The following is a 24,126-nucleotide window of genomic DNA, read 5'->3' on the forward strand; positions in this document are numbered from 1 at the left end:
GGACACCATGGGGCCGCGGGCGAAAGATCGGAAGCAGAAGGCAGAGAGGAGTGACAACCCATGACCGATCGTCCGCTCAAGCTCGGGTGCTTCCACTATGACACGACGCGGCAGTTGTTCGATGGGACCCTGCCCGCCGACAGCCTCGACGGGGTGATCGAAACCGCCGCCACGGTACCGGAGATCTTCGAACGGCTGATTCGCGGGAACGAGTTCGACGTTGCCGAGCTGGGCCTGACGTTCTACCTCCGACTGCTGGAGTCGGACTCGCCGTTCGTGGCACTGCCGATTTTTCCGAATCGGGTGTTCCGGCACTCGTGCGTCTTCGTCAACACCCGTTCGGGGATCGCGGAACCACGTGATCTTGTGGGCAGGACCATTGGCGAGTTCGGCACCTACGGCCAGGACTCGGGCGTGTGGGCCAAGGGAATCCTGATGGACGAATACGGGTTCAAGCCCGAACAGAACCGCTGGCTGATCGGCGGCCTCGAGCACCCGTCCGCGCCGTTCGGCTTCATTCCCCACCCGCACCCGGACAACGTCGAGGTGGCGGATGCGCCCGCGGGACGCACTCTGAGCGGCATGCTCGACGCGGGCGAGCTCGACGCGTTGTTTTCCGCCAACGTCCCACAGTGCGTGCTCGACGGGTCCCCGAACGTTGCTCGGTTGTTCCCCGACTTCGAACCGCTGGAACGCGACTACCACCGGCGCACCGGGATCTTTCCGATCATGCACACGATCGTCGTCCGGCGGGACCTCCTGCAGGAGCGTCCCGGTCTCGCCCATGACGTCTACCGCACTTTCTCCGTGGCCAAGGACGCGGCTGCCGACCGGTACCGCCGCAACCGCAGGCTCTACCAGGTCCAGAGCATGGTCCCGTGGATGGATGCGCTGATCGAGCGCAACAGCGAGGAGTTCGCCGCGGACTGGTGGCCCTACGGCATCTCGGCCAACCGTGTGGCGCTCGAAGCGTACCTGCGCTACCACTACGAGCAGGGCCTGTCCTCGCGGCTGTGGACGGTCGAGGAGGTCTTCGCGCCGGAACTGCTCGACACGTGACTGCTGACCCCCGGTAACCGTAGTTCGTGGTTCGGCAAGAGAGTCCGGTCGCCCGGCCGGGTCGAGGCCTGAGCTTGTTCTTTATCGTCCGGTCCGTTGTGGGTCGATGAGGGAGACCGGACGTTTGACTGTATTGCCCACGTCGTAGCGGGGTGCCTGGCGACGGTTGCGTGAGCCCTGAGAGGGCGGTTCGGGAGGTTACGCCCGTTTTCAGGTGAGGGTGAAGAGGCCGGGTTCTGTCTCGGTCAGGATCTGGCGATTCGTCAGGCGTTTGAGCTTGGCGCGGATGCCTTCGGTGTCCTTGGGCTCGGTGCCGATGCCGAGGGCGCGGCACACGTCCTTGGCGCGCAGGCCGGGGCCGCTGGGTGTGAACGCGGCGAGGATCCGTTGGTAGGGCTCGCTGTTGATACTCGGGTCGGGAGAGGTCACCTCGCCCTGGGTGAGTGTGATCAGAGTCTGGTGGGTGGTCGCCAGGTCGGGGAGCTCGCGCTCGATGGCGGTCAGGTCGCCGGCGAGTGTGGTCATCTGCTCGCGTCGCCGGTGATGCCGAGCACGGACACGCTGCGTGTCAAGTTCGGACGTATTGACAGTGTCCGAAGCGCCGAACACGGCGAATGAGCAAGCGCATCAGCTTGCGCTATCCGCGGCATGCGTGGACGGGTTGTCCGTGCGAAAACCATTGGTGCTCGGCTTGCTCCGCTGATGGACTGACGTCCCGCCGGGAGTCTGCTGCGTGACGGAGGTAGTGGTTGTGACGGATTATGACGTGCTTGCCGAGGTGTACGAATGGCTCATCTCGGATGCGAAGTTGCCTCCAGCCGAGTTCGCTGCGTCGTTCGATGACGTCCTCGGTCTCCTGCCGTCGAACGCTCACGTCCTCGACTGTTCGTGCGGAACCGGACAGTTGGCGGTTGGCCTCGCCGGCCGTGGCATACAGGTTGTCGCAACTGACGCCAGCGAAGCGATGGTTCGACGGACTGCAGAGTTGTCTGAGGAGTTCGGGACATCCGTCCGGGCCGTGCGGGCGAGTTGGGAAGAGTTGCCCGACCATTTCGAGGACGGCACGTTCGACATGCTGTTCTGCGTTGGCAACTCGCTCCACCATGCCGCGGGCGCGACAGGCAGGGGTGCTGCTCTGGAGTCGATGTCACGGCTCTTGCGCCCTGGCGGGCGCTTGGTGCTCACATCCCGCACTTGGGAACTCGTGAGGGCCAGAGGTTCCCGGCTGGACATCAGTGACCGACTCGTCCGCCGGAACGGTCGCGATGCCGTCGTGGTCTACCGCTGGGAGATCGCGCCGCATTGGGAGGAGGAGCACCACATCGAGATTGCGATCGCCCAGGTTGATGCGACTGGGTTGGTTCTTGTCCGCTCGGAACTGCTGTCCTGCTGGCCCTACCGGTACGAGGAACTCGAAGTCGAGCTGCACCGGGTCGGACTCCGGCCGGAAGTGAGCACGTTCGATCTTGAGGCCGAGAACTACATGGTGGTCGCGAGCAAGGTATAGACACCGGGCTCTCAGTCCCTGGCCGGACCGCGCGGTTGCTCGCAGGACGCTTGCGCCCTGTCATCGGTGCGGGTTCAGGCGGTCAACGCAACGCCTCGGACAAGGAGTCCTGCTGCGTGCATTACGGCGAGCGGACGCGGCGGCCCGCGTAGAGGTCGCCGGGGTAGTGGCACGCAGTCCGCATCGGTGATCTGATGCAATACGCAGGCTACTGCCGTCCAAACGTAGTCGCGGGACACGTATACGAGGCGCGTGAACGAGGATCAGACCGGTCGTCGATCGGCCCGAGCCAGCCGAAGGGACCTGCCCTGTCGGGACAGCCCCGCCTGTCCTACCAGAGGCTGATCCCGCCCCATCAGCTTTGGCGGACCGCTTTCCCGATCGCCCGCGCCCGCATTGCTGGCTGACCGAAGCCAACCTCGACATCTTCGCCGTGACCGTCGGCGTGCACCAGCGCAGTCCGCGCTGACCAACGCAAACGGCACCTTCGCCGCGAAGGCCCGCGCCAGCATCGCCACGGCGCAGCGCGGTTTCGTCTCGAACTCGGTGCCTTCCGGGTTCCCGGCTCGCCGGCGCCGGGCCCGGGGCCACGGCGTGACGGCCGTGGACGCGTTCGTCCGGTGCCGGTGAACTCACGGGCCGGCCGCCGCCGATGTTAAGCAGCACCGGGGAAAGTTGTCACGCGGCGGTGGTCTGGTAACACGTCGATGTTCCGGATGAAACCATCCGGACATGGTTCGCCGGTGCACTGATTGGCATGGACTTCCAGCTCGACGGCCTGCACCGGCCGGTGATCGTGGTCGGCGGCGGCCAGGCAGGACTGTCGATGTCCCACTGCCTGACCGCTGCCGGGGTCGGGCACCTGGTGCTCGAACGCGAGCGCGCGGGGCACGAATGGAGGACCCGCCGCTGGGATAGCTTCTGCCTGGTCACGCCGAACTGGCAATGCCGCCTGCCCGGGTTCCCCTACGCGGGTGACGATCCGGACGGGTTCATGGTCCGGGCCAAGATCGTCGCCTACCTCGAGGCGTACGTGCGGGAATTCGACCTCCCGCTGCACGAGGGCGTCGAAGCGACGCGGCTGCGGCAGCTGCCCGGCGGCGGATTCCGGCTCACGACGTCGGCCGGCGAGCTGACCGCCGACCACGTCGTGCTGGCCACCGGCCCGTACCAGGTGCCGCTGAAGCCGCGGCTGGCCGAACGGCTGCCCGAGCACGTCGTCCAGCTGCATTCGGCCGAGTACCGCAACTCCGCTCAGCTGCCCGCCGGGGACGTCCTGGTCGTCGGCACCGGGCAGTCGGGCTGCCAGATCGCCGAGGACCTGCACCTGGCGGGGCGCCGGGTGCATCTCGCTGTCGGGTCGGCGCCGCGGGTGGCCCGGCGTTACCGCGGGCGCGACGTCGTCGCCTGGCTCGACGAGATGGGCTACTACGCGCGGGGGATCGACGAGTTCGCCGACGCGGACGCGGTGCGGTTGCGGGCCAACCACTACGTCACCGGTCGCGACGGCGGGCACGACATCGACCTGCGGGCGTTCGCGCTTGAAGGCATGCAGCTCTACGGCAGACTGGCCGATGTCCGAAGTGGACAGTTGAGGTTTGCCGACGACCTGCGCCGCAACCTCGACGCGGCCGACGCGGTGTCCGAGGGCATCAAGGATTCGATCGACACGTTCATCGCACAGCGCGGGATCGCGGCACCGCGTGAGGACCGGTACAAGGCGGTGTGGGAACCGCCGGACGGGCCGCGCGCTCTGGAGGTTGAAGCGATTTCGGCGGTCGTCTGGAGCACCGGGTTCGGCCGTGACCACCGGTGGATCGACGTCCCGGTGTTCGACGGCAAGGGCTACCCGACCCACCACCGCGGCGTCACCAGCTGTCCCGGGTTGTACTTCCTCGGCCTGCCGTGGCAGCACACCTGGGGCTCCGGCCGGTTCTGCGGCGTCGCCGCGGACGCCGAGTACCTGACCCGGCGGATCACCGGCGACGGCCAGGGTGCCGACGTCCGGTGGATCTCCGGCACGCCGGTGAGCACCTATCCGGCCGACGACGACTGGGTCGCGCCGCGGACGGTGGCGTGATGCGCTGGACGAACGATGCGCATCGGCACCTGGGCGTGCTGCCCCCGTACCCGTTCTACGGTGGACCGCCGGTGGCCCCGGCGATCGGCGCCCGCGCGACGATCGGCGAGCTCTTGTCCGATTTGGACCGTGAAGGCACCGAACGTGCGCTGGTGATCCCGAACTACGGGGTTCCGGACCCAGCGATCGCGTTCTCCTTCAACGAACTCTGCGTCGAGGCGGCGAGCAGGAACGACCGGATCAGCGCCGCGCTGTGGGTGTCTCCGAGAGCGGAGGACGCCGACCGGACCGACGATGCGCTGAAACTCGCGAGCGAAGAAGGCGTGCGGGCGCTCAAGCTCAGCTTCCTGCTGGGCGGCCGGGCGTCCGATCCCGCGTGCCGGCCGCAGCTGGATCGGATCTTCGCCACCGCGCGAGAACACGACCTCGTCGTGCACGTCCACACCTCGCCCGGCGCGGCCTCGGACATCGACGAGGTCGGCAAACTCGTCGACGCCTACGCCGGCGACGTCAGGCTGCACCTCGTGCACTTCGGCGGCGGGATGAGCGGGCACATCAAGCTCGTCGGCGGCCGCTTCTTCGACTGGATCGCCGCCGGGAAACAAGTCTACACGGACCTGTCCTGGGCGATCGGCTTCACGCCGCGCTGGCTTGTTGAGGAGATCTCACGGCGGGGCCTTGGCCACGACCGCGTGCTGTTCGCCTCCGACGAGCCGTGGGGCGATCACGACGGCGAACTCGCGAAGCTGGCCGCCGCGGCCGGCGACGGCGAACTCGCCGACCTGGTTTTCCGCGGCACGTTCGACGTGCTGTACGGACCGAAGGAAGGGACATAGACCGATGGCAGAGCTGACCGAGACCGAGAAGACCAGCCTCGACGAGATCCCGCACCCGTCGCTGCCGCAGGGGTCCAGCCTCTACGGCGGCACCAAGGTCTTTCCGGACTACCAGGCCGAACCCGGCCAGAGCTACTTCACGCTCGTGCACGGCATCGCGCACGAGTCGTCGGTGAGCTTCGTCGCGATCCTGCAGGCCACCCGCGCGCTGCGGAAGGGCTTCGAGGCAGCGATCTACTTCTACGGCCCGGGTTCGCTGAACTGCCTGGCCACCCGCGGCTTCCCGACGACGGGCAACGCCGCGTTCCCGGGCGAGCTGAACATCAACGACCAGCTCAAGACGTTCATCAGCGAAGGCGGCAAGGCCTACTGCTGCCGGTTCGGCCTGTCGCTGCACGGCGCTCGCGAGGAGGACCTCATCGAGGGCGTCATCCCGACGCACCCGCTGGACGTCCAGGACGCGCTGATCCACTACGCGCGCAAGGGCGCCATCATCAACTCCACCTACATGTTCTGAGGAGCGGTAGTGCGCGTTGGCATCGAAGAAGATCTGGACATCCGCGCCGACATCGCCGTCCGCGGGGTGCGTGTGGACGCACCTGTGCAGCGCAGCAAAGGCGCCGGGCCGAGCGACGACGGCCACCTGGTCGTCGACGGTGCCAACGCCGCGCTGCCGCTGAACCCCGACAGCCCGTACGAGGTCCGCGACGGCCGGATCCACCGGGGAACGGTCGACCTCGGGCTGAGCGTGACGCCGGTGGAGCGGCCACGGTTCTACGACATGTCTACTTCGGACGGAATCCCGTACCGGAAGATCGCGCTGCTGCACGGCAAGGACGTCCTCGCGACGACCGTCGTGCAGACGTGCATCCGGTACGTCGAGGACCAGCGCTGCCGGTTCTGCACCATCGAGGAGTCACTGCGGGCGGAGGCCACCGTGGCCGCGAAGACCCCGCAGCAACTCGCGGAGGTCGCCGAAGCGGCGGTGCGGCTCGACGGCGTCCGGCAGATGGTGATGACGACCGGCACCACCGCCGGACCGGACCGCGGTGCTCGGCACCTGGTCCGGTGCGTCCGGGCGGTGCTCGACGCCGTGCCGGGACTGCCGATCCAGGTGCAGATCGAGCCGCCGGGCGACCTCGGTGTGCTGACCGAACTGCACGAAGCCGGGGCGACGTCGATCGGCGTACACGTGGAGTCGCTCGACGACGATGTCCGGCGGCGCTGGATGCCGGGCAAGTCGACCGTGCCGCTGGCCGAGTACGAGGCCACGTGGGCGGAGGCGGTCCGGGTGTTCGGCCGCAACCGCGTCTCGACGTATCTGCTGATCGGGCTCGGCGAGGACCCGGACGACCTGGTCGCGGGGGCCGGGCGGCTGATCGGCATGGGCGTGTACCCGTTCGTCGTCCCGATGCGGCCGATGCTCGGGACCCTGGCCCGCCGCGACGGCGCCACCGCGCCTTCGCCGTCGCTGGTCGCCGAGATCACGGGCCGGGTCGTGGCGCTGCTGCGGGCCGCCGGGATGACCGGCGCGGACCAGGGCGCGGGTTGTGCCGCGTGCGGGGCGTGCGGGCTGCTCAGTGCGGCGGGAGGCTGACGTGGACCACGACATCCTCGCGCTGCTCGGCGACGTCCGCAGCATCGCCGCCCGCCCGGCGTTCCAGATCGACGAAGCCGACCGTAGTGGACTCACGGCGTACCGGGCGTTGCGCCATGAGGCGTTCGTGGCGCGGCAGGGCCTGTTCGCCGGGCACGACCTCGACCACCACGACACCGACCCGCGCACCGTGGTCTTGGTGGCCCGGGACGCATCGGGCGAAGTGCGGGGTGGGGTCCGGCTCGGGCCGGCCACCGACGGGCCCGACCTCGGGTGGTGGCGGGGCGGGCGGCTGGTCGTCGCCCCCGGCTCGCCGCCCGGGATCGGCTCGGCGCTGGTCCGCGCGGCCTGCGCGCGGGCCGAGGCCGACGGTGCGTTGCGGTTCGAGGCCACGGTCCAGACTCGCACCGAGCGCCTGTTCACCCGGCTCGGCTGGCAGCGGGTGCGGCCGGTGACCGTCGCCGGCCACGACCACGTGCTCATGCGCTGGCCGATCGGCCGGATCGCCGAGCTGGCCCGATCGACGAAGGCCGCGCTCGGGCCGCTGCTGCGCGGGCTGACTGGCGTGCCCGGCTTCGTCGGCGACGACGGCGTCCCGCTGCCCGGCACCGATGTCGTCGCGGCCTGCGACGCGATCATCCCGGCCATGGTCGAGCGCGACCCGGAGTGGGCGGGTTGGTGTTCGGTGCTGGTCAACCTCAACGACCTGGCCGCGATGGGCGCCACGCCGACCGGGCTGCTCGACGCGCTCGGCGCCCGCGACGCGTCCTTCGCCGCCCGTGTCCTCAGTGGACTGCGTAAGGCGAGCGAGGCGTACGGCGTGCCGGTGCTCGGCGGGCACACACAGTTCGGTGTCCCAGCTTCGCTGTCGGTGACGGCACTGGGCCGGACCAGCGACCCGGTCCCCGGCGGCGGCGGGAAGGCGGGGCAACGCGTCTGGCTCACCGCGGACCTCGGCGGCGGCTGGCGGCCCGGCTACACCGGACGCCAGTGGGACTCGACAAGCTTCCGCCGCACGCCCGAGTTGCGTGAACTGCTCGGCTCGGTCGCGGTGGCGCGACCGGCCGCGGCCAAGGACGTCTCAATGGCCGGGATCGCGGGCACCCTCGGGATGCTCGCCGAGGCGTCTGGCTGCGGCGCGGTGCTGGACGTCGAACGCGTGCCGCGGCCGCGCGGAGCGTCCACAGGGGACTGGCTGACCTGCTTCCCGGGCTTCGCGATGCTGACCGCCGGCGCCCCGGCACCCGCCGGGCCCGCGGTCACCGCGGCCTGCGGCGAGCTGGTGGCGGGCATCGGCGTCATGCTGCGCTGGCCCGACGGCGAACGGACGCCGGCCATCGACGGCGGCGTCACCGGATTGGGGAACTCATGACCACACTGCGGATGGCCGCGGTTGCCGCGCCGTTCGGCCGCGACCTCGAAGCCGACTTCGCCCGCATCGAGAAGCTGATCGGCGAAGCGAAGGCCGAGGACGTCCGGCTGCTGGCCCTGCCCGAGGCCGCGCTGGGCGGCTACCTCGCCAACCTCGACGGCGGCGCCGAGGGCCCACCCGCGCTGGCCGCCGACGGCCCGGAGCTGCGCCGGCTGGCCGCGCTGGCCGGCGACCTGGTGGTCACGGCGGGGTACTGCGAACTCGCCGGCGGCCGCCGCTACAACTCCGCGGTGTGCGTCTCCGGCGACGGCGTCCTCGGCCACCATCGCAAGGTCCACCAGCCCCTGGCCGAGAACGCGAGCTACGGCGCGGGCCGGGGGTTCGCCGCCTTCGACACGCCAGTCGGGCGGCTGGGCATGGTCATCTGCTACGACAAGGCGTTCCCCGAATCGGCCCGGGCCCTGGCTCTCGACGGCGCCGAGATCGTCATCTGCATGTCCGCCTGGCCCAGCAGCCGGACCAACCCGGCGGCCGACCTCGCCGACGACCGCTGGAAACGCCGGTTCGACCTGTTCGACCGGGTCCGCGCGCTGGAGAACCAGATCGTCTGGCTCTCGGCCAACCAGTCCGGCACCTTCGGCGACCTGCGGTTCGTCGCGAGCGCCAAGGTCGTCGACCCCGGCGGCGAGATCCTCGCCGACACCGGCGTCGCCGAGGGCATGGCCATCGCCGAACTGGACGTCCACGAGGCGCTCGCCACGGCCCGGCGGTCGATGGGGCACCTGGCCGACAGACGGCCCGACGCCTACCCGGTTAGTGTCCCGTGAATGGGGCAGACCCGGATCGCCGCGGTGGCCGCGCACTTCGGCCGCGACCTCGACTTCGACCTCCAGCGCATCGCGACGCTGATCGACCACGCGCGCTCGTCCGGCGCCGCGCTGCTGGTGCTGCCGGATGCGGCCCTCGGCGGCTACCTCGCCGACCTGCGCCACCCGGACCCGGACGCGCTCCCGCCGGCCCTCGACCCCGACTGTGCGGAGCTGAAGACCATCTCCTCACTGGCCGCGGAAATGGTCGTCTGCGTGGGTTACTGCGAGGCGGACGGGCCGCGGCGCTACAACTCGGCGGTGTGCGTCACCGGCGACGGAGTGCTCGGGCGGCACCGCAAGGTGCACCAGCCGCCGGGGGAAAGCGCCGCCTACGACGCGGGTGACCGGTTCGCCGCGTTCGACACGCCGGTGGGGCGGTTGGGCATGCTGATCGACTACGACAAGACCTTCCCCGAGTCGGCGCGGTCGCTCGCGATCGACGGCGCCGACATCGTCGCCTGCCTGAGCGCGTGGCCGACCAGCATCACCAACCGCGCGCCGCGGATGGCCCAGGACCGCCAGTCCCGCCTGTTCGACCTCTACGACCAGGCGCGGGCGGCGGAGAACCAGGTCGTGCTCGTCTCGTCCAACCAGACCGGTGCGATGGGCGGGATGCGGTTTCTCGGCCAGGCCAAGGTCGTCGGACCCGGCGGCGAGATCCTCGCCCGGACCTGGTCCAAGGCCGGGATCGCGGTCGCCGAGCTGGACATCGGGCAGGAGATCGCCAATGCCCGGCGCGTGCTGCACCACCTGGGAGAACGGAAACCGTCGGTGTACCGGGAGGCTTGATGCGCATCGCCCTGCTGAGCTACTCGACCAAGCCCCGCGGCGGGGTCGTGCACACGCTCGCGCTGGCCGAGGCGCTGGCGGAACTCGGTGAGGATGTCACGGTCTGGACGCTGGGTCGGGGTGGTGACGCGGGGTTCTTCCGGCCGGTCGACCCGCGGGTGCGGCTGGCGATCGTGCCGTTCCCGGACGTGCCCGGCGAAGGCGTCGGCGAGCGGATCCTGCGGTCCATCGCGGTGCTGCGCGCGGCGTTCACCCCTGGCGCCTACGACGTCGTGCACGCGCAGGACTGCATCAGCGCGAACGCCGTCGACCGGTGCGTCCGGACGATCCACCACCTGGACACCTTCACCACGCCGGAGCTGGCGGCCTGCCACGAGCGCGCGATCGTCCGGCCGTACGCGCACATCTGCGTCTCGGCGGCGGTCGCCGAGGAGGTCCGCGTCGGCTGGGGCGTCGAGGCGGCGGTGATCCCCAACGGCGTCGACTGTGACCGCTTCGCGACCGCGCCACGCACTTCGGCGCGGGGCCGGTACGTACTGGCGGTCGGCGGGATCGAGCCGCGGAAGGGCTCGCTCGACCTCCTGGAGGCATACGCGCTCTTGGCTCAGCCGGACCTGCGCCTGCTGATCGCCGGCGGCGAGACGCTCTTCGACTACCGCGACTACCGGACCCGATGGGAGCAACGCGCCGCCGAGCTGGGCGTCTCGCCGGTCGTGCTGGGCCCGGTCGCGCACGACGAACTGCCATCGCTGGTCGCTTCGGCGGCGGTGTTCGCCTTCCCCTCCATCAAGGAGGGCTTCGGGCTGGCCGCGATGGAGGCCCTCGCCGCCGGCGTGCCGGTGGTGACCCGCGACCTCCCGGTGCTGCGCGAGGTCTTCGGCGGCGCGGCGCGGTTCGCCGCCGACCCGCCCGGCTTCGCCCGCGAGCTGCGAGCCGCGCTCGACGGCACCGACCCGGCGTCGGGGCAGGAACTGGCCCGGCGCTACACCTGGGCTGCGGCCGCCGAAGCCCACCGGAACTTCTACCGGAGCCTGTGCGGAACCCCAGCCCGGTCTTCGCTCAGTTGACCTGATCGGGTTGGCACAGCGGTCACGGACGGTGAACTCCTGCGGGCTTCTTCGCGGTGCCGTGGTCAGTTGATCGTGAAGTTGGCCATCATTCCCATGTCCTCGTGTTCGAGGTTGTGGCAGTGGAAGACGTAGCGGCCCTTGTAGTCGCTGAACCGGATGGCGATCTGGACCTTCTCACCCTTGTTCAGGAACACCGTGTCCTTGAAGCCCTGGTCGTACGGGCCCGGGGCCTGGCCGTCGCGGGACACGACCTGCATGGCGCAGTTGTGGACGTGGAACGGGTGGTGGAAGTCCGAAGTGACCGTCCACACCTCGGTGCTGCCACCGCGCACGTCGGCCTCAGAGTAGCTCGGGTCGAAGATCCGCCCGTTGATCTCCCAGTCGGTGCCGGCGCGGTGGAACTTCATGGTCCGCGCCTGCGCCGAGGAGCCCGGGGTGATCGCCTCGACCTTCGACAGCGTGGCCGGGACGCTGCTGGTGTCGGTGGCCGTCCGCGCCACCTGGAAGCGCATCACAACCGCGGTCGAGCCGTCGCCGAGCTGGTTGGTCAGGGTGATCTGGTCGCCGACCTTGTGCTTGCTGAAGTCGATCACAACGTCGAACCGCTGCGCGGGTGATATGGCGATGGAGTCCAGCGTCTGCGGCGCCGCCAGCAGGCCCTGGTCGGTGCCGATCTGGACGAAACCCGAGGAGTCGTCGAGGGCCAGTTGGTAGGTGCGGGCGTTGGAGGCGTTGAGGATGCGGAAGCGGTAGCGCGCGGTGTCCACCTGGAACACCGGCCAGGGCGCGCCGTTGACCAGGATCACGTCGCCCATGACGCCGTTGCCCGAGTCCTTGTCCACGCCGGGGGTCGAGCGCATCGTGGGGTCGAGCGCCGGGTACAGGAACGATCCGTCGGCAGCGAAGGCGCGGTCGGCTATCATCAGCGGCACGTCGCGAGCGCCCTGCGGCAGCGGCAGTGCTTGTTCTTCGGCGTCGTGGGCGATGTGGAAGCCGGCCAGGCCGCGGTAGACGCTCGCGCCGGTGAAGTCCATTCGGTGGTCGTGGTACCAGAGCGTCGCCGCCCTGGGCTGTTCGGGATAGCTGTAGTCGCGGGTCTGCCGGCTGGTGACGGCGTCCGGGTCGGACATGGCCGGCATGTCGCCCATCGCGGGCATGGTCGAGAAGTCGCCGTAGGACGCGGCCGGCAGCACGAAGTCGGTGGGGTATCCGTCGCTGTCATGGGGCACCGCGCCACCGTGCAGGTGCACCACGGTCGGTACCGGTAGGTTGTTGTGATGGGTGACCACGACGTTGCGGTTGGGGTTCTGCACGATCGTCGGCCCGGGGAAGGTGCCGTTGTAGCCCCAGATCGGCGTCTTGAGGCCGGGAAGGATCTCCGCCGTGGCCGCTGACTGCACGATCTCGTAGTAGTCGGTGTCCCCGGTCTGGCGCGTGGGCTTGAGTTGTTGGGGAATCGGCAGCGTCGCCTTGAACTGAGGTGGCATCGGGGCCTGGCTGGTCAGCGTCTGGATGCCGGAGTTCGGGTCCTTGCCGCTCAACGCACTGCCGCCGCCGTTGTTGTCGTTGGAGTGCCCGCCGTCGCCGTGGGTGTCCTTCTTGTGGGTGCCCAGCAGCGGGCCGCCGAACGGCCCCCCGGCCCCGCCGCCGCGGCCGAAGGCGCCAGCGACATCGGCGACGACGGCGATGGCGGCCAGGGCCCCGGCCACACCGACCGACGTCAGGACGGTGCGTCGGCTCAGCTCGGCCTGCGTCAGCGCGGGTTTGCCAGCCGCCACGGTCGAGGACTCGGTCGCCGGCAGCGGGAACAGGGTGAACAGCAGGCCGGCGAGCACGATGAACAGTGGGCCACTGCCCGCGTCGATGCCTTCGCCGGCCACCAGACCGCCGAAGCCCTGACCGACGAACCAATAGGCGAGGTTGAGACCGATCGCCGTCCACAGGAACGTCCTTGCGTGCCAACGAATTCCGACGGCGGCACCCACCAGCGCCGACGCGCCGGCGCACACCAGCGCGATGACGTCGCCGCCGTCGGAGACTCTCAGCCACAGCCAGGCCATGCCGATCCACAGCGCCGCCCACACCGCGCGGGCACCTCGGTCACCGAGCAGACCGCCGGGCCGATCGGTGGGCCAGGCGAGCAGTGCGAGCACCACGATCAGCGCCGCGGCGCCCGGCGCGCCGGTTAGCGGGCTGGCGTCGCCGGTGAACAGCAGCCCGAAGGACCCGCCCAGCCACCAGAGGACCGCGGCCCACCCGACTGAGCCGGCCAACGCGACCTTCACGGTGGGGCGGGCCAGCAGGCCGAGCCCGATGCCGACCTGGACCAGCGCGAACAGGGCGTGCCACAGCGCCAGGCCGGGGCCGTCCAGGCCGGCCACCCACGCCAGGCTGGGGGTCAGCCACTGCGGCTGCCCGTCGAGGAGCCCGGCACCGTCCGGAGTGGACGCGAACGGCAGCAACTGCACTACGCCGTCGATCAGCCAGAACAGGCCGAGCGCCGACTGGACAACCCGGGCGGCGTCGGCGGCGAAGTAGGCGTGCAGGTGCGACCACGGTGATGAATAAACCCGCCGCAGATACCACTTGCGGGCGGCGACGGCCAGTGGGACGTTCATCGAGGCGGCTCCGGCAGTAGGCATGAATGTGCCGGACGACAAAGAGAAATCCTCATACGGACAGCGTCACAGCGAACGCGGCAGCCGGCATCGGACAGCGGAAGGCTGCTGATACTCCCCAGGAAGTATCTCGATCTACTTCGCCGGAAGTACAGCCAGCCTTCCTGTGGAGATGCTGTGAGGCACTCGCTTCCGTCTACCCTTGTGTGGTGAGCACGTACGGCTTCGCGCCCGGCGCGATCAGCGGCATCCGATGGCGGCTGCCTCGGCTGGTCGTGGATATCGTTCTGGCCGTCATAGTGACCATCATCACGGTATGGGGCTGTTACAGCGAGTCGAATCCCTCTTTCGATTCCGGACCCATCTATCACGGGAATGTCATCGTTTCCTCTCCCGGATGGGCTTATCTATTCGTGGCCGCGGCCGGCCTCGCGCTGATCTGGCGTCGCCGTCATCCCAAGGCCGTGCTGGCGGCCTCGGTGGTCGGGGTGCTGGCCTTCGCGCTGCTGGGCTCCATCAGCTACGCCGCCCTGGTCATCCCGCCCATCGCGCTGTACACCGTGGCGCTGACCGTGCCGGTGTACGAGGCCGTTCTCCAGGGACTGGTGACGCTGGCCGCGTTGGCGGTGGCCATCGTCGCAGGCCCGGCCGTCGCGGTCACCAGCGGCGATATCGCGTTGGTGGGCCTGGTCGCGGTCGCGGTGCTCGGCGGCATCGCCAGCGCCAACCGGCGCCGCTACATCGAGGAGGTCCGGGCGCGCACGGAGCTGATGGAGCGGACCCATCAGGAGAAGACCCGCCGCACCGTGGACGCCGAGCGGCTGCGGATCGCCCGCGAGCTGCACGACGTCGTCGCGCACACGATGTCGACCATCAACGTGCAGGCTGGAGTCGCCGCCTACGTCGCCAGCGACCTGCCGCCCAACGCCGCCAACGCGTTGCACGCCATCAAGACCGCCAGCAAGGACGGCCTGCGTGAGCTGCGGGCGATCCTGTCCGTGCTGCGCCAGGTCGACGAGCCCGACTCCAACCAGCCGCAACCGGGGCTGTCCCGGCTGGACGCCCTGGTCGCCGGGGTCATCGCGGCCGGCCTGCCCACCGCCGTCGTCACCACCGGCCAACCTCCGGTCGTGCTGCCGCCGGCCGTGGACCTGGCCGCCTACCGCATCGTGCAGGAGTCGCTGACCAACGCGATCCGCCACGCCGGCCCGGCCACGGCCACCGTCGAGATCGGCTACGGCGCGCGGGAAGTGACCCTGCGGGTCACCGACACGGGATGGGGGCCGCCGGTGAGCTGGCCGTCGGGTGAGCCGCCGGCCAGCGGGCACGGCGTGATCGGGATGCAGGAGCGCGCGGCGGCCGCGGGCGGCACGCTCGACGTCGGCCGGGCTCGCGCCGGCGGATTCGAGGTCACCGCCCGGCTTCCGTTGGAGGTCGCGCGATGATCCGCGTGCTGCTGGCCGACGACCAGGCCCTCATCCGGGCCGGCTTTCGCGCCCTGCTCGAGCATACCGACGACATCCTCGTCGTCGGTGAGGCCGCCGACGGCGAGCAGGCCGTCGGCCTGGCCGCGTCGGCCCGGGCCGACGTCGTGCTGATGGACATCCGGATGCCCGGTGTCGACGGGCTGGAGGCCACCCGGCGCATCGCCGATAGCGAGGACCTGGCCGGTGTGCGCGTGTTGATCCTGACCACCTTCGAGTCCGACGACTACGTCTACGAGGCGCTGCGCGCCGGCGCGTCCGGCTTCGTGGTCAAGGACACCGAACCGGCCGAGCTGGTGCAGGCGGTCCGCGTCGTCGCCGCCGGCGACGCGCTGCTGTCGCCGAGTGTCACCCGCCGCCTCATCGCCGACATCGCCGCCAAGGGGCGCCTCGACATGGTGGTCTCGGACTACCGCGTCGACCGGCTCACCGACCGTGAGCGGCAGGTGCTGACCCTGGTCGGCCGGGGCCTGTCCAACGACGAGATCGCCGCCGAGCTGTTCCTGAGCCCGTTCACCGCCAAGACGCACGTCAGCCGCATCATGAACAAGCTCGCCGCGCGGGACCGGGCCCAGCTCGTCGTCATCGCCTACGAGACCAGGCTCGTGACCGTGGGAGCTGGTCACGAGCCCGGCACACCCTGGCCCTGATCACCGCCGCCACCCACGGGCAGCTCGGGTGCAGGTGTCCGGGACCAGGTGCGGTGTACCCTTGCCGCCGCTCTCGGCACAGGTGTTGCTGCCGGCATCGGCGGAATGGCCGGGCCCGGCCAGTGCCAGTGTCAGGGCGCGGACTCCAGCCAGCGGCGGCAGAGGTATTCCGTGCGCGTATGTGTTCCACTTCTCTTGACGGAGTTGGGCGGATTGCCCGCTGGAGCGGCTAACGACGCGGCCAGTGGTGTCATATTTGGCGTGGGCGGAACAGATTCCTCGAATTTGGGATCGTTCGACCGAGATTCCGAAGAACGTGGTTCCATACGACGCGGGGCATCTTCGAGGATCCAGGTGTTACCTTATGTCAGTGGCTGATCACGTTGAGCGATACGGGTTGTGGGACGTGACAGGGCGGCCTCGGGGGTTCCACGAGCTGGTCGGCACGCTGGCGTGGGAGCGGATGCTGGCATCAGGCGTACGTCGGGTCTGTCAGCGGGACCAGTTCGTTCTCCGGCAAGGTGATCCGGGCGGGTACGTGCTGCTGGTGGAATCCGGGCGCGTCAAGGTGATGGTGTCCGACGGCGGCGGCGCCGAGCTGCTGGTCTCGGTACGCGGCCGGGGTGACCTGCTGGGTGAGCTGGCGCTGACCGAGGCGCATCGGCGCACGGCCAGCGTAGTGGCGTTGGAGACCTGCCACCTGGTCGCCATACCGACCCCGCAGCTGCACCGACTGCTGGCCGAGCAGCGGGTGCCGACAGCGTTGCAGGATTACGTGACGGCGAAGCTGGTCGAGACCGTGCCGTTCAGCATCCAGCTTGCCCACTTCACCGCCTGCCAGCGGCTGGCGAGGCTCGTACTGCAACTGATCGCGCTCGCCGAGTCCGATGATCCGAATCGGTTCGTGGTGCCGCTGACGCACGAGGAACTTGCCGAGGCGCTGGGCATGGTGCGCAGCACCGTGTCCGAGCAGATCAGCGTGTTGAGGCAGGCCGGGGCACTGGGGCCTGGACGGCGTGTGGTGGTCTCGGACAGCGCGATCCTGGCCGCGCACGCCGGCGTCGCCGTGCTGTGACCTGGCTTTGTCGGCTATCGGACAACATCGAACTCCCCGTGCTGGAACCGTTGCCCCAGAAGCAGCACCGCCTCCCGGAGGGATCGAGAATGACGGAGACCGGCCTGATGGCTCACGGCGAGCAGCCGGCGCAACTGCCGCCCTACTGCGCGATCCTCGTGGTCGACGTTAAGGACTTCAGTGGCCGCCGCGGGCGTGACCACGCCGCGCTGACCGACGCCATCCCTGGCATCCTGCGCCAGGCATTCCAGCGCGCCGGCCTGGCCGAGATGTGGAGCGAGGCCGTGTTCGGCCGGTCGACTGGCGACGGCTACGCGATGGGCCTGCGCTCGGCGCTGCTGCCGTTCCTGATCAACCCCTTCCTGCCGGCGCTGCAAGAGGAGATCGCCTATCGCAACGGCGTTGACGCGCAGTCCCAGCCGCTGCGGATGCGCGTCACCATCCACGTCGGGCCGGTGACCTCGACCGGAGCCGACCTGCTCAGCGAGGGCAGCGGCGAGGCCCGGGTGGTGGCCCACCGGCTGATCGACGCTCCGGCCGTGCGCGACCTGCTCAGCCGATGTGGGCCGGTGACGTGCGTGGCTGCCATCGTGTCGGCGCGGGCTTACGAGGACGCGGTCGTGTCCGGCTACGCCGCCGATGACCCCTCGCTTTATGTGCCGGCGCCGGTGGAGGTGAAGAGCTTCCAGGGGACGGCGTATCTCCGCGTTCCGGCTCCCTCGGGTGATCTGCTCGCGAGTGGCTTCCGCGTGGCCGGCCCGGAGCCCGACATCACGGCCTCGGTCCCGCCGGCCGCGGAGGTTCCTGGCTCGTTCCGCGTCGGCGGTGTCGGGGATATTTCCGGCAGCAACAACATGACGATCACCGACCCGCGTGGGCCCGTGCACACCGGCTCCGGCGCCCAGCACGTCGGACCGAAGTTCAGCGGCGATCGGGTCAACTATGTCGATGGCGCTAACTCGGGCACGATGGGAAACGGCGACAACCCTCCACGGCGTCGCTCCTCGCCGCGATGAACGACGTTCGATTCGGTGGCGTCGGCGGTATCTCCGGCAGCCATAATGTGACGATCACCGACCCCCAGGCGCCGGTGTACATCAACGAGCTCCGGAAAGCCGCCGCCTCCCGCTGGCTGAGCGCGGACCGGTCCAGCTGGTTGTCCGAACGCTTCGTCGCCCCGGACACGCCCGCCTTTCGCGAGGCCCAAGCGAAGCTGCGCGAACCCGGCATTGTCGTAGTCGCCGGTGCGGCGGGATCGGGCCGCCAGACCGCCGCGCGGATGTTGTTGCAGGACAGCCGGCCGGACACCGTCCTCATGCAGTCCGTCGTCCTCGACGACGACGAGAACGAGGTCAGCCCGTCGCCGGAGAGCGTGGGCGTGGGCGACCGCCTGCTGCTCGACCTCACCGCGGTCGAACCGGGCGATCTGCGGACGCTGCTGCACCGGTTCGAGTCCTTCCGCGCCGAGGTCGAGCGGCGCGCCCACCTCCTGGTGGTGCTGCCGGTCGGCTATCGGGACGTCGTCGAGGGGGAGCTGGCCGGTCGGGTGCACGACCTCGGCCGGCCAGCGGCCGACAAGGTGCTCCGCCGGCACCTGGAGCGCGACGGCATCGTCCCCAGGGATGAAGACCTGACGGATGACAAGGTCCGCGAGTTCCTGGCCGCCAGTTCGATGCAGCAGGTGGCCAATCTGGCCCAACAGGTCCGTCAACAGGGTGATGGCAGCATTCTTGGTGCCGTCGAGGCGTTGTCCGACCAGTCAGCGGACGCGGCCGACCTGGTTGTGGGCGCGCGGGATGGCCGGTGCCGTGCGCTGCTGCTGGTAGCGGCGATGTTCGACGGTGGCTCGGCCGACACGGTCCACCTCGGCTACGAGCAACTGCTTGCCACGTTGGACTATCCAGTCCGGGACGACCACCCACTCGACGAAAACGATCTTGCCCACGCGTTAGAGCAGTTCAGGATCAGTGTGGCGCCCAGCGGGCAGATCGGGTTCGGTCGCATCGGAATGGATGCCGCCGTGCGCAGCCACATTTGGCGGCATTATCCCGGCTTGCGCGCGGAATTATCGAAGTGGGCGAGAGAATTCGGTCGATGCGACGCACTCACACCATCCGAGCACGACGAGTTCACCTGGCGATTGGCAGCCCAACTGCTGGCCGTCGACCGTCCCGACGACATTCGGGAGCTGGCGGAGTCGTGGACGCGAGAAGGTCACGCCGCATCACCGAATGCCGTTGCCGCGCTTGAGAAGGCTTTACGGCTTGCGCTGGAGCACCCGAAGTACGCCTCGATGTTCCGGCACGTCTGCTACGAATGGGCCCGGCAGCCCACGCTGCCGCCGGCACTGGCTCAATTGGTGATCAACGTGTCCGCGACCGTGATCGCCACCTCGGTACCCGACCAGGCCATCGTGCGCCTGCACCACCTGACCCACCACAACGATCCCGCCGTCGCACAGGACGCGGCGAGCACCCTGCTCGGCCTGGCCGACGCGCCGCCGCTGTGGCCACGGGTCCTGCGTCGACTGTGCGTCGGTCCGTACGGGAATGGCCTGCGGGCAGGCGATGACGAGCTGTTCGTTGAGCTCATTAGGCCGCGCGTTGTCGGCGCCAGCGCGCAACTCGGCCCCGTTTCGTTGCCCGCGCTCGCACCGGCCGCTGAACGTCAGCTTGCGATGGGCTGGCGGGCGCTGCTGTCGCGGCCTGGCGAGGAGCCTGTCAGGACGGCGATGAGTAGATGGCTCAGCGTGTCCGTACACGCGGAATCCCTTCAATTGCTGGACATTCTCGTCGAAGCCACCGAGGGACAACCGCCGTTGCTGGGCCAGCTGTTCCGTATTGGTCGCTTGTGGGCCAACGGTGGGCAGGACGGCCGACGCCGGCTCGTCCTGGCCCGGCTGCGTGAGCGCATCAACGTCGCACTCGGAGTCCAGCACCTCTTCTCCGATGTCCCGAAAGGATTCTCCGGATGACTCGCGACGACTTCGTCGCCCTCGCCGCGATGGCGGCCGGGTCGGTGCTGCTTCCCGTGCTCGCCGCAACCGGTTTGGGCTGGAATACCTGGCTGTGCGTGGTGCTTGGCGCCGCCGGCCTGGTGACCACGGTGCTCATTGGCCGCAGGATGGCATACCAGCGGCACCAGGAGCAGCTGCGTGCCGCGATGCGGCAACCGCCGCCGATGCAGCCCGAGCCGGTGCCGGTGGAGGTGCCGAACTACAGCAGCCAGGTCTCCACAGTCCCCGTTCCCACCAACGAAGCCGACTACCACTTCATGTTCAGCACCACCGTCCGATGGACCCACCTCCGCCACGGCAGCACCGCGGACGCCGAAGCCACCGCACGCAAGGTGGTTCTCGATCGGACCTGCGCGCTGACCAGGGTCTGGCCGCCGAACAACCCGGCGTTCACCCAGATCCAGCTGGCCGCCGAACTTGGCATCCGCCGTCCAGATCCCGCCGGCGTGGTCGAGGTCTGGGCAGACACCGTCTCGCTGAACCTGACCGACGAGGACCGCGACCGCCTGGCCAAGCTCGCCACCATCCGCAAGGAGAAGCTGGTGTGGGAGCACGAGCGCGTCTTCGAGGTCAGCAAGCGCGAATACCTCGGCAACGACGTGCTCAGCACGCCCGGAAACGCCGTCGTGTGGAAGTTGGCCCAGGACTACAGCCAGATCGTCAAAACCGTCGACCTCATCCCCACGCTCCGCGCGCTCACCGCGGCCGCCAACGACCACGAACTGCCCGAGCCTGAGCTGACGTCGCAGCCCTCCCCGGAACCGTTGATCACGGAGGAGAACGCCTGGTACGTCGAGCCCGAACCGCCTTCCACCAACGGTTTCCACGACGGGTCAGCAACCCCGACAGATCCCGTCGAAGCATTCGTCTCTGGCGTATTCGGCGACGAGGACAGCGGCCAACGCGACCTCTTCGCTGATCAGGTCGCCACCCTCGTCGACAAGCACCGTCGGACACTGCCCCCGCAGACACAGCCCGAAGAGCCTCCTGCTGACCAGGATCTACACCCGGCCGATACCGTCGACGACCTGCCGCCTGACACGCCTCCCACCTCGCCCCAGGAGGATCTAGACGACCCGCAGTGACTCGGTCCGTAGTGGGTCGTGTCCAGGTGACTACTATGGCAGCCGGGGCAAATACATCGGTCACCGTCCGCTGGTTGGCTGGCCCTGGCTGAGACGGGCGTCTCTGCCGAGACCGGCCTACCGGCAGGGAAGCAGTTCGCTCGACGCCGTGCCGCGTTTGACCTCCTAGTACCCCGGGCACCTCGGGACGGTCGGCTGCAAATTCGCCGCCGTGGCCGGTGTGTCAAGGTAGGTCCTCGGGAAAGTACGTCCGGCACTTCAATGACCATCGGCCACATCGGGGCCTCGGTCACCGGTCACCGAACCATGATCCAGTGAGCGTCATCCCGCTGGACGCTCCGATCATACGCCGTAAGGTGATCGGCGGCGTAATCATCGAATACCGACGAGCTGCCTGACCTGGCCACCGAAATGCCTTGTCACCGTGCACGCGTCGATTTTTGGCACGGCACACGCGCTAGACCAGGCTTGTCGTGGAACGACAGCGGAGTCGGGACATGCCTTTGCGTCGTAAGCAGGAGAACCGACATTATTGGAAATGATTTTCAGTGTCCGAGGACGATCTTGCGCGCTAACTACACGGCTCGTCCTGTGCGACATCGTGTGAAGGGCTTGAGGGGTCCGTCTCGTGTGGACTTTCTCGGCGTTGAGCTATCCGACGCTCTGGGGCTGGAGGAGCTGCGCGACGAGCTGCACCAGCTCGCCGCCCAGGGCCGCGGCGACGAGGTCGTGGACGTCATCGACGACGCGGTGGAGACCTTCGCGATCGTCGGCGAGCCGGCGGTGGCGGCCAAGAAGATCCACGAGCGGTTCGACGGCACCGCCACCAGCCTGGCGTTCTTCCGCCAACAGAGCGGCACGCCGGAGGCGTGGCAGCCGCTGTACGAGGAGCTACGCAGGCGCCAGGCCGCCACCAAGTAGACAGCACGACACAAGAGGAGGGGCGTCGCCGTGGCGACGCCCCTCCCTTCTTGCCCGCTCAGCGACCGTTCAGCGAGAACGCGTACAGCGTCTTGCCGCTCAGGCCTTTCGGGTAGAACCGGTTATTATAGCCATTGCCCCAGTACACCGTGCCGTCCACAACGGATGGTCCGGCGTTGGATGAGCCTAGTCCCTTGTAGTCCCAAAGGATCTGGCCGGTGCGGCCGTCAAGCGCGTACATGTGGCCACTGATGGAGCCGCCGAACACCACGCCGTTGGCTGTCGCCACCGCGCCCGGGTCCTCGTCATGTGACGGATCCGCCGTCTCCCAGAGGATTGTGCCGGTGGTGGCGTCCAGCGCTCCGAAGAAGCCACGGTCGGTGCTGGTGCCGTTGGGCAACGTGTACGGCACGTGGTTGGTGTTGGCGTCGGCGAAGTAGATCCGGCCGTCCGCGACCGCCGAGCCCCATTCGACGCCGCCGTGCACGCCACCGGGGCCGAACGCGGAGCTCCACACCACCTGGCCGGTGCCGGCGTCGAGCTGCCAGTACACGCCGCTCTTCTGTCCGGCGCCGACCACCTCGCGCGGCACGCCGTTCGGACCGGGGATGAACGAGATGTGCGCGCCGTCACCGAAGTCGTAGTCGTTACCGGGGTTGGGCGGGCAGTTGTTCGGTGGGAAGCCTGGGCTGCACCCGGCCGTCCACTGATCGAACGTCTTGTCGCCCGCCGACCACTTCACCTTGCCGGTGCCCAGGTCTAGCGCCACCACCGCGTCCTGGTAGTCGTCCGGCGCGAGGCACTCGGCGGCAGTCTTGCCGGCGTCCTGGCAGTCCGTGACGCTCTGCGGGACTGTGTAGTTGTTGCCGGTGGCGACCAGGACATTGTGGTGGATCGGATCGATCGTTGGCGTGGTGCCCCATACCCCGTTGCCGCTGTAGCCACCCGGCTTGCCGCCGTTGTCCGGGATCAGGAACGTCTTCCACAGCATCGCGCCGTTGCGCTGGTCGAGTGCGACGACGCTGCCGCGGAACGTGCAGCACGGGTAATTCGGCAGCGTGGCGGCCACCTCCTCCTTGGAGGCGACGCCGATGTAGATCACGCCGTGGTACACCACCGGTGACTGGGTCAAGATCGCCAGCGGGTGCTGGTCGACGACCGTGGACCACTTCAGTTTGCCGGTGCGGGTGTCGATGGCGAACAGGTGCGGCACCGCGCCGAAGTTCTGCGCGTTCTGGTCGCCGATGTAGACGGTGTCGCCGTCGACGGTCGGGCTGGTCCGGGAGAAGCTGCCGGCCAGCCCGTTGTACTCGGCGATCTGGTGCTGCCAGATCTGCTTGCCGGTGCGAATGTTGATCTTGCTGAAGCCGCCGCCCCAGTCGGTCACGTACGCGGCGCCGGCGACGATCGCCGGCGTGGCCGAGATGTCGCCGGGCGCAGTGAACGTCCACTTCGGAGTCAGCTGGCCCACGTTGTGCGTGTTGATCTTCGTCTCGAACGGGTTGCTCCGGGTGCCGAAGATGTTCTGGCCGGCCAACGGCCACTGCGTCATGGCCGACACCGGCGAGGCGGACGCCTGGGTCAGGCCGCCCAGCAGCAGGCATGCCACCGCTAGCAGCGCAGCCCCGCCGCGTAGCCCTCTGGACAGTTGCATCGGATTCCTTTCCAACAGTTCAGTCCTCGGCGACGCCGGCGTCCGCCGGGGTCGCGTGCTCGGGGGTGAACAGGCTGATCTCGCACAACAGGGACAGTTCGTCGCGGGCGCCCCAGTGCTCGGCGGCCTTGCCGTCCTGCACGCGATAGAAGTGCAGGTGCTGCACGGTGACCTGCTTGCCGGTGGGTGCGATGCCCAGGAAGTCGCCGATGTGCACGCCGCTGAACGTCACGCGCACGGCGAGCTTGTCGCCGGCGGCAACGAAGTCGTCCGCCTGCCAGCGGGCATCGGAGAACGCGGAACGCATGTAGCGGGCGGGGGACAGGTAGCCCTCCGGCCCGGTCGCGACGCCGGGCGACACCTCGCACCAGACCGGCGCAACGCGGTGATGCCGATGAGGTAGTCGCGGTGCTCGTCGGACAGGCCGGCCACCATGTCGGTGTC

21 protein-coding genes are annotated in these 24,126 nt (G+C 69.1%); 17 read left to right on the forward strand and 4 right to left on the reverse strand.

The features are described 5' to 3' along the window. Positions 1-60 precede the first annotated feature (60 nt). The gene (locus tag BCF44_RS19030) at positions 61-1,059 is read left to right on the forward strand and encodes a substrate-binding domain-containing protein (RefSeq protein WP_116175663.1); all 999 of its coding nucleotides are present in this window, start codon (positions 61-63) and stop codon (positions 1,057-1,059) included. A 210-nt stretch (positions 1,060-1,269) separates the two neighbouring features. On the opposite strand, the gene BCF44_RS19035 is transcribed toward BCF44_RS19030, so the two are convergent. Continuing rightward, positions 1,270-1,584, reverse strand: a complete 315-nt coding sequence (locus BCF44_RS19035; protein ID WP_211353102.1) for a hypothetical protein — start codon at positions 1,582-1,584, stop codon at positions 1,270-1,272. A gap of 208 nt (positions 1,585-1,792) precedes the next feature. Between BCF44_RS19035 and BCF44_RS19040 the strand changes: the two genes are divergently transcribed. The 9 genes from BCF44_RS19040 (at position 1,793) to BCF44_RS19085 (ending at position 11,176) form a co-directional block, all read left to right on the forward strand. Next, complete coding sequence (locus BCF44_RS19040; protein WP_246015280.1) at positions 1,793-2,566, forward strand: class I SAM-dependent methyltransferase; 774 nt, start codon at positions 1,793-1,795, stop codon at positions 2,564-2,566. A gap of 757 nt (positions 2,567-3,323) precedes the next feature. Further along, the gene (locus BCF44_RS19050; protein WP_116175666.1) at positions 3,324-4,646 is read left to right on the forward strand and encodes an MSMEG_0569 family flavin-dependent oxidoreductase; all 1,323 of its coding nucleotides are present in this window, start codon (positions 3,324-3,326) and stop codon (positions 4,644-4,646) included. Next, positions 4,646-5,482: an amidohydrolase family protein gene (locus BCF44_RS19055; protein ID WP_116175667.1), complete on the forward strand. Its 837-nt coding sequence runs from the start codon at positions 4,646-4,648 to the stop codon at positions 5,480-5,482. The genes BCF44_RS19050 and BCF44_RS19055 overlap by 1 nt, the downstream gene beginning before the upstream one ends. A gap of 4 nt (positions 5,483-5,486) precedes the next feature. Continuing rightward, positions 5,487-5,999, forward strand: a complete 513-nt coding sequence (locus BCF44_RS19060; RefSeq protein WP_086864132.1) for an MSMEG_0572/Sll0783 family nitrogen starvation response protein — start codon at positions 5,487-5,489, stop codon at positions 5,997-5,999. Positions 6,000-6,008: 9 nt separating this feature from the next. After that, positions 6,009-7,079, forward strand: a complete 1,071-nt coding sequence (locus BCF44_RS19065; RefSeq protein ID WP_116175668.1) for an MSMEG_0568 family radical SAM protein — start codon at positions 6,009-6,011, stop codon at positions 7,077-7,079. A 1-nt stretch (position 7,080) separates the two neighbouring features. After that, positions 7,081-8,451, forward strand: a complete 1,371-nt coding sequence (locus BCF44_RS19070) for an MSMEG_0567/sll0787 family protein (protein WP_116176004.1) — start codon at positions 7,081-7,083, stop codon at positions 8,449-8,451. Then, the gene (locus tag BCF44_RS19075) at positions 8,448-9,278 is read left to right on the forward strand and encodes a carbon-nitrogen hydrolase family protein (protein ID WP_116175669.1); all 831 of its coding nucleotides are present in this window, start codon (positions 8,448-8,450) and stop codon (positions 9,276-9,278) included. The genes BCF44_RS19070 and BCF44_RS19075 overlap by 4 nt, the downstream gene beginning before the upstream one ends. Further along, the gene (locus BCF44_RS19080; RefSeq protein WP_116175670.1) at positions 9,279-10,109 is read left to right on the forward strand and encodes a carbon-nitrogen hydrolase family protein; all 831 of its coding nucleotides are present in this window, start codon (positions 9,279-9,281) and stop codon (positions 10,107-10,109) included. Continuing rightward, positions 10,109-11,176: an MSMEG_0565 family glycosyltransferase gene (locus tag BCF44_RS19085; protein WP_116175671.1), complete on the forward strand. Its 1,068-nt coding sequence runs from the start codon at positions 10,109-10,111 to the stop codon at positions 11,174-11,176. The genes BCF44_RS19080 and BCF44_RS19085 overlap by 1 nt, the downstream gene beginning before the upstream one ends. A 65-nt stretch (positions 11,177-11,241) precedes the next feature. On the opposite strand, the gene BCF44_RS56675 is transcribed toward BCF44_RS19085, so the two are convergent. Further along, positions 11,242-13,797 carry a multicopper oxidase domain-containing protein gene (locus BCF44_RS56675; protein WP_211353103.1) on the reverse strand — a complete coding sequence of 852 codons (2,556 nt, stop codon included), beginning with the start codon at positions 13,795-13,797 and terminating at the stop codon, positions 11,242-11,244. 209 nt (positions 13,798-14,006) lie between these two features. On the opposite strand from BCF44_RS56675, the gene BCF44_RS19095 reads away from it, so the two are divergent. The 7 genes from BCF44_RS19095 (at position 14,007) to BCF44_RS19130 (ending at position 22,028) form a co-directional block, all read left to right on the forward strand. Next, a complete protein-coding gene (locus tag BCF44_RS19095; protein WP_147328538.1) occupies positions 14,007-15,242 on the forward strand; it encodes a sensor histidine kinase in 1,236 nt (411 codons plus the stop codon). After that, positions 15,239-15,931 (forward strand): response regulator, encoded by a 693-nt coding sequence (locus BCF44_RS19100; protein ID WP_116175673.1) that lies wholly within the window; start codon positions 15,239-15,241, stop codon positions 15,929-15,931. The genes BCF44_RS19095 and BCF44_RS19100 overlap by 4 nt, the downstream gene beginning before the upstream one ends. 370 nt (positions 15,932-16,301) lie before the next feature. Beyond that, positions 16,302-17,006: a Crp/Fnr family transcriptional regulator gene (locus tag BCF44_RS19105; RefSeq protein WP_170217610.1), complete on the forward strand. Its 705-nt coding sequence runs from the start codon at positions 16,302-16,304 to the stop codon at positions 17,004-17,006. 89 nt (positions 17,007-17,095) lie between these two features. After that, a complete protein-coding gene (locus tag BCF44_RS19110; RefSeq protein WP_116175675.1) occupies positions 17,096-18,022 on the forward strand; it encodes a hypothetical protein in 927 nt (308 codons plus the stop codon). Beyond that, positions 18,019-19,980 carry a hypothetical protein gene (locus BCF44_RS19115; RefSeq protein WP_116175676.1) on the forward strand — a complete coding sequence of 654 codons (1,962 nt, stop codon included), beginning with the start codon at positions 18,019-18,021 and terminating at the stop codon, positions 19,978-19,980. The genes BCF44_RS19110 and BCF44_RS19115 overlap by 4 nt, the downstream gene beginning before the upstream one ends. Then, a complete protein-coding gene (locus BCF44_RS19120) occupies positions 19,977-21,107 on the forward strand; it encodes a hypothetical protein (RefSeq protein WP_116175677.1) in 1,131 nt (376 codons plus the stop codon). Before BCF44_RS19115 ends, BCF44_RS19120 begins: the two co-directional genes overlap by 4 nt. A gap of 630 nt (positions 21,108-21,737) precedes the next feature. Continuing rightward, positions 21,738-22,028, forward strand: coding sequence for a hypothetical protein (locus BCF44_RS19130; protein WP_116175678.1), 291 nt, complete (start codon positions 21,738-21,740; stop codon positions 22,026-22,028). 58 nt (positions 22,029-22,086) lie between these two features. On the opposite strand, the gene BCF44_RS19135 is transcribed toward BCF44_RS19130, so the two are convergent. Together BCF44_RS19135 and BCF44_RS55540 are read right to left on the reverse strand one after the other, a co-directional pair. Then, complete coding sequence (locus tag BCF44_RS19135) at positions 22,087-23,682, reverse strand: outer membrane protein assembly factor BamB family protein (RefSeq protein ID WP_116175679.1); 1,596 nt, start codon at positions 23,680-23,682, stop codon at positions 22,087-22,089. A gap of 19 nt (positions 23,683-23,701) precedes the next feature. After that, positions 23,702-24,043, reverse strand: a complete 342-nt coding sequence (locus tag BCF44_RS55540) for an ester cyclase (protein ID WP_170217611.1) — start codon at positions 24,041-24,043, stop codon at positions 23,702-23,704. Positions 24,044-24,126: the final 83 nt, after the last annotated feature.

The sequence above is a fragment of the Kutzneria buriramensis genome (genome assembly GCF_003387475.1).
GTDB lineage: Bacteria > Actinomycetota > Actinomycetes > Mycobacteriales > Pseudonocardiaceae > Kutzneria > Kutzneria buriramensis.

Coding starts and splice junctions, on each gene's coding strand:
- BCF44_RS19030 (WP_116175663.1), top strand. CDS start 61: ATGACCGATCGTCCGCTCAAGCTCGGGTGCTTCCACTATGACACGACG.
- BCF44_RS19120 (WP_116175677.1), top strand. CDS start 19,977: ATGACTCGCGACGACTTCGTCGCCCTCGCCGCGATGGCGGCCGGGTCG.
- BCF44_RS19050 (WP_116175666.1), top strand. CDS start 3,324: ATGGACTTCCAGCTCGACGGCCTGCACCGGCCGGTGATCGTGGTCGGC.
- BCF44_RS19080 (WP_116175670.1), top strand. CDS start 9,279: ATGGGGCAGACCCGGATCGCCGCGGTGGCCGCGCACTTCGGCCGCGAC.
- BCF44_RS19115 (WP_116175676.1), top strand. CDS start 18,019: ATGAACGACGTTCGATTCGGTGGCGTCGGCGGTATCTCCGGCAGCCAT.
- BCF44_RS19060 (WP_086864132.1), top strand. CDS start 5,487: ATGGCAGAGCTGACCGAGACCGAGAAGACCAGCCTCGACGAGATCCCG.
- BCF44_RS19055 (WP_116175667.1), top strand. CDS start 4,646: ATGCGCTGGACGAACGATGCGCATCGGCACCTGGGCGTGCTGCCCCCG.
- BCF44_RS19085 (WP_116175671.1), top strand. CDS start 10,109: ATGCGCATCGCCCTGCTGAGCTACTCGACCAAGCCCCGCGGCGGGGTC.
- BCF44_RS56675 (WP_211353103.1), bottom strand. CDS start 13,797: ATGAACGTCCCACTGGCCGTCGCCGCCCGCAAGTGGTATCTGCGGCGG.
- BCF44_RS19135 (WP_116175679.1), bottom strand. CDS start 23,682: ATGCAACTGTCCAGAGGGCTACGCGGCGGGGCTGCGCTGCTAGCGGTG.
- BCF44_RS19110 (WP_116175675.1), top strand. CDS start 17,096: ATGACGGAGACCGGCCTGATGGCTCACGGCGAGCAGCCGGCGCAACTG.
- BCF44_RS19035 (WP_211353102.1), bottom strand. CDS start 1,584: ATGACCACACTCGCCGGCGACCTGACCGCCATCGAGCGCGAGCTCCCC.
- BCF44_RS19075 (WP_116175669.1), top strand. CDS start 8,448: ATGACCACACTGCGGATGGCCGCGGTTGCCGCGCCGTTCGGCCGCGAC.
- BCF44_RS19100 (WP_116175673.1), top strand. CDS start 15,239: ATGATCCGCGTGCTGCTGGCCGACGACCAGGCCCTCATCCGGGCCGGC.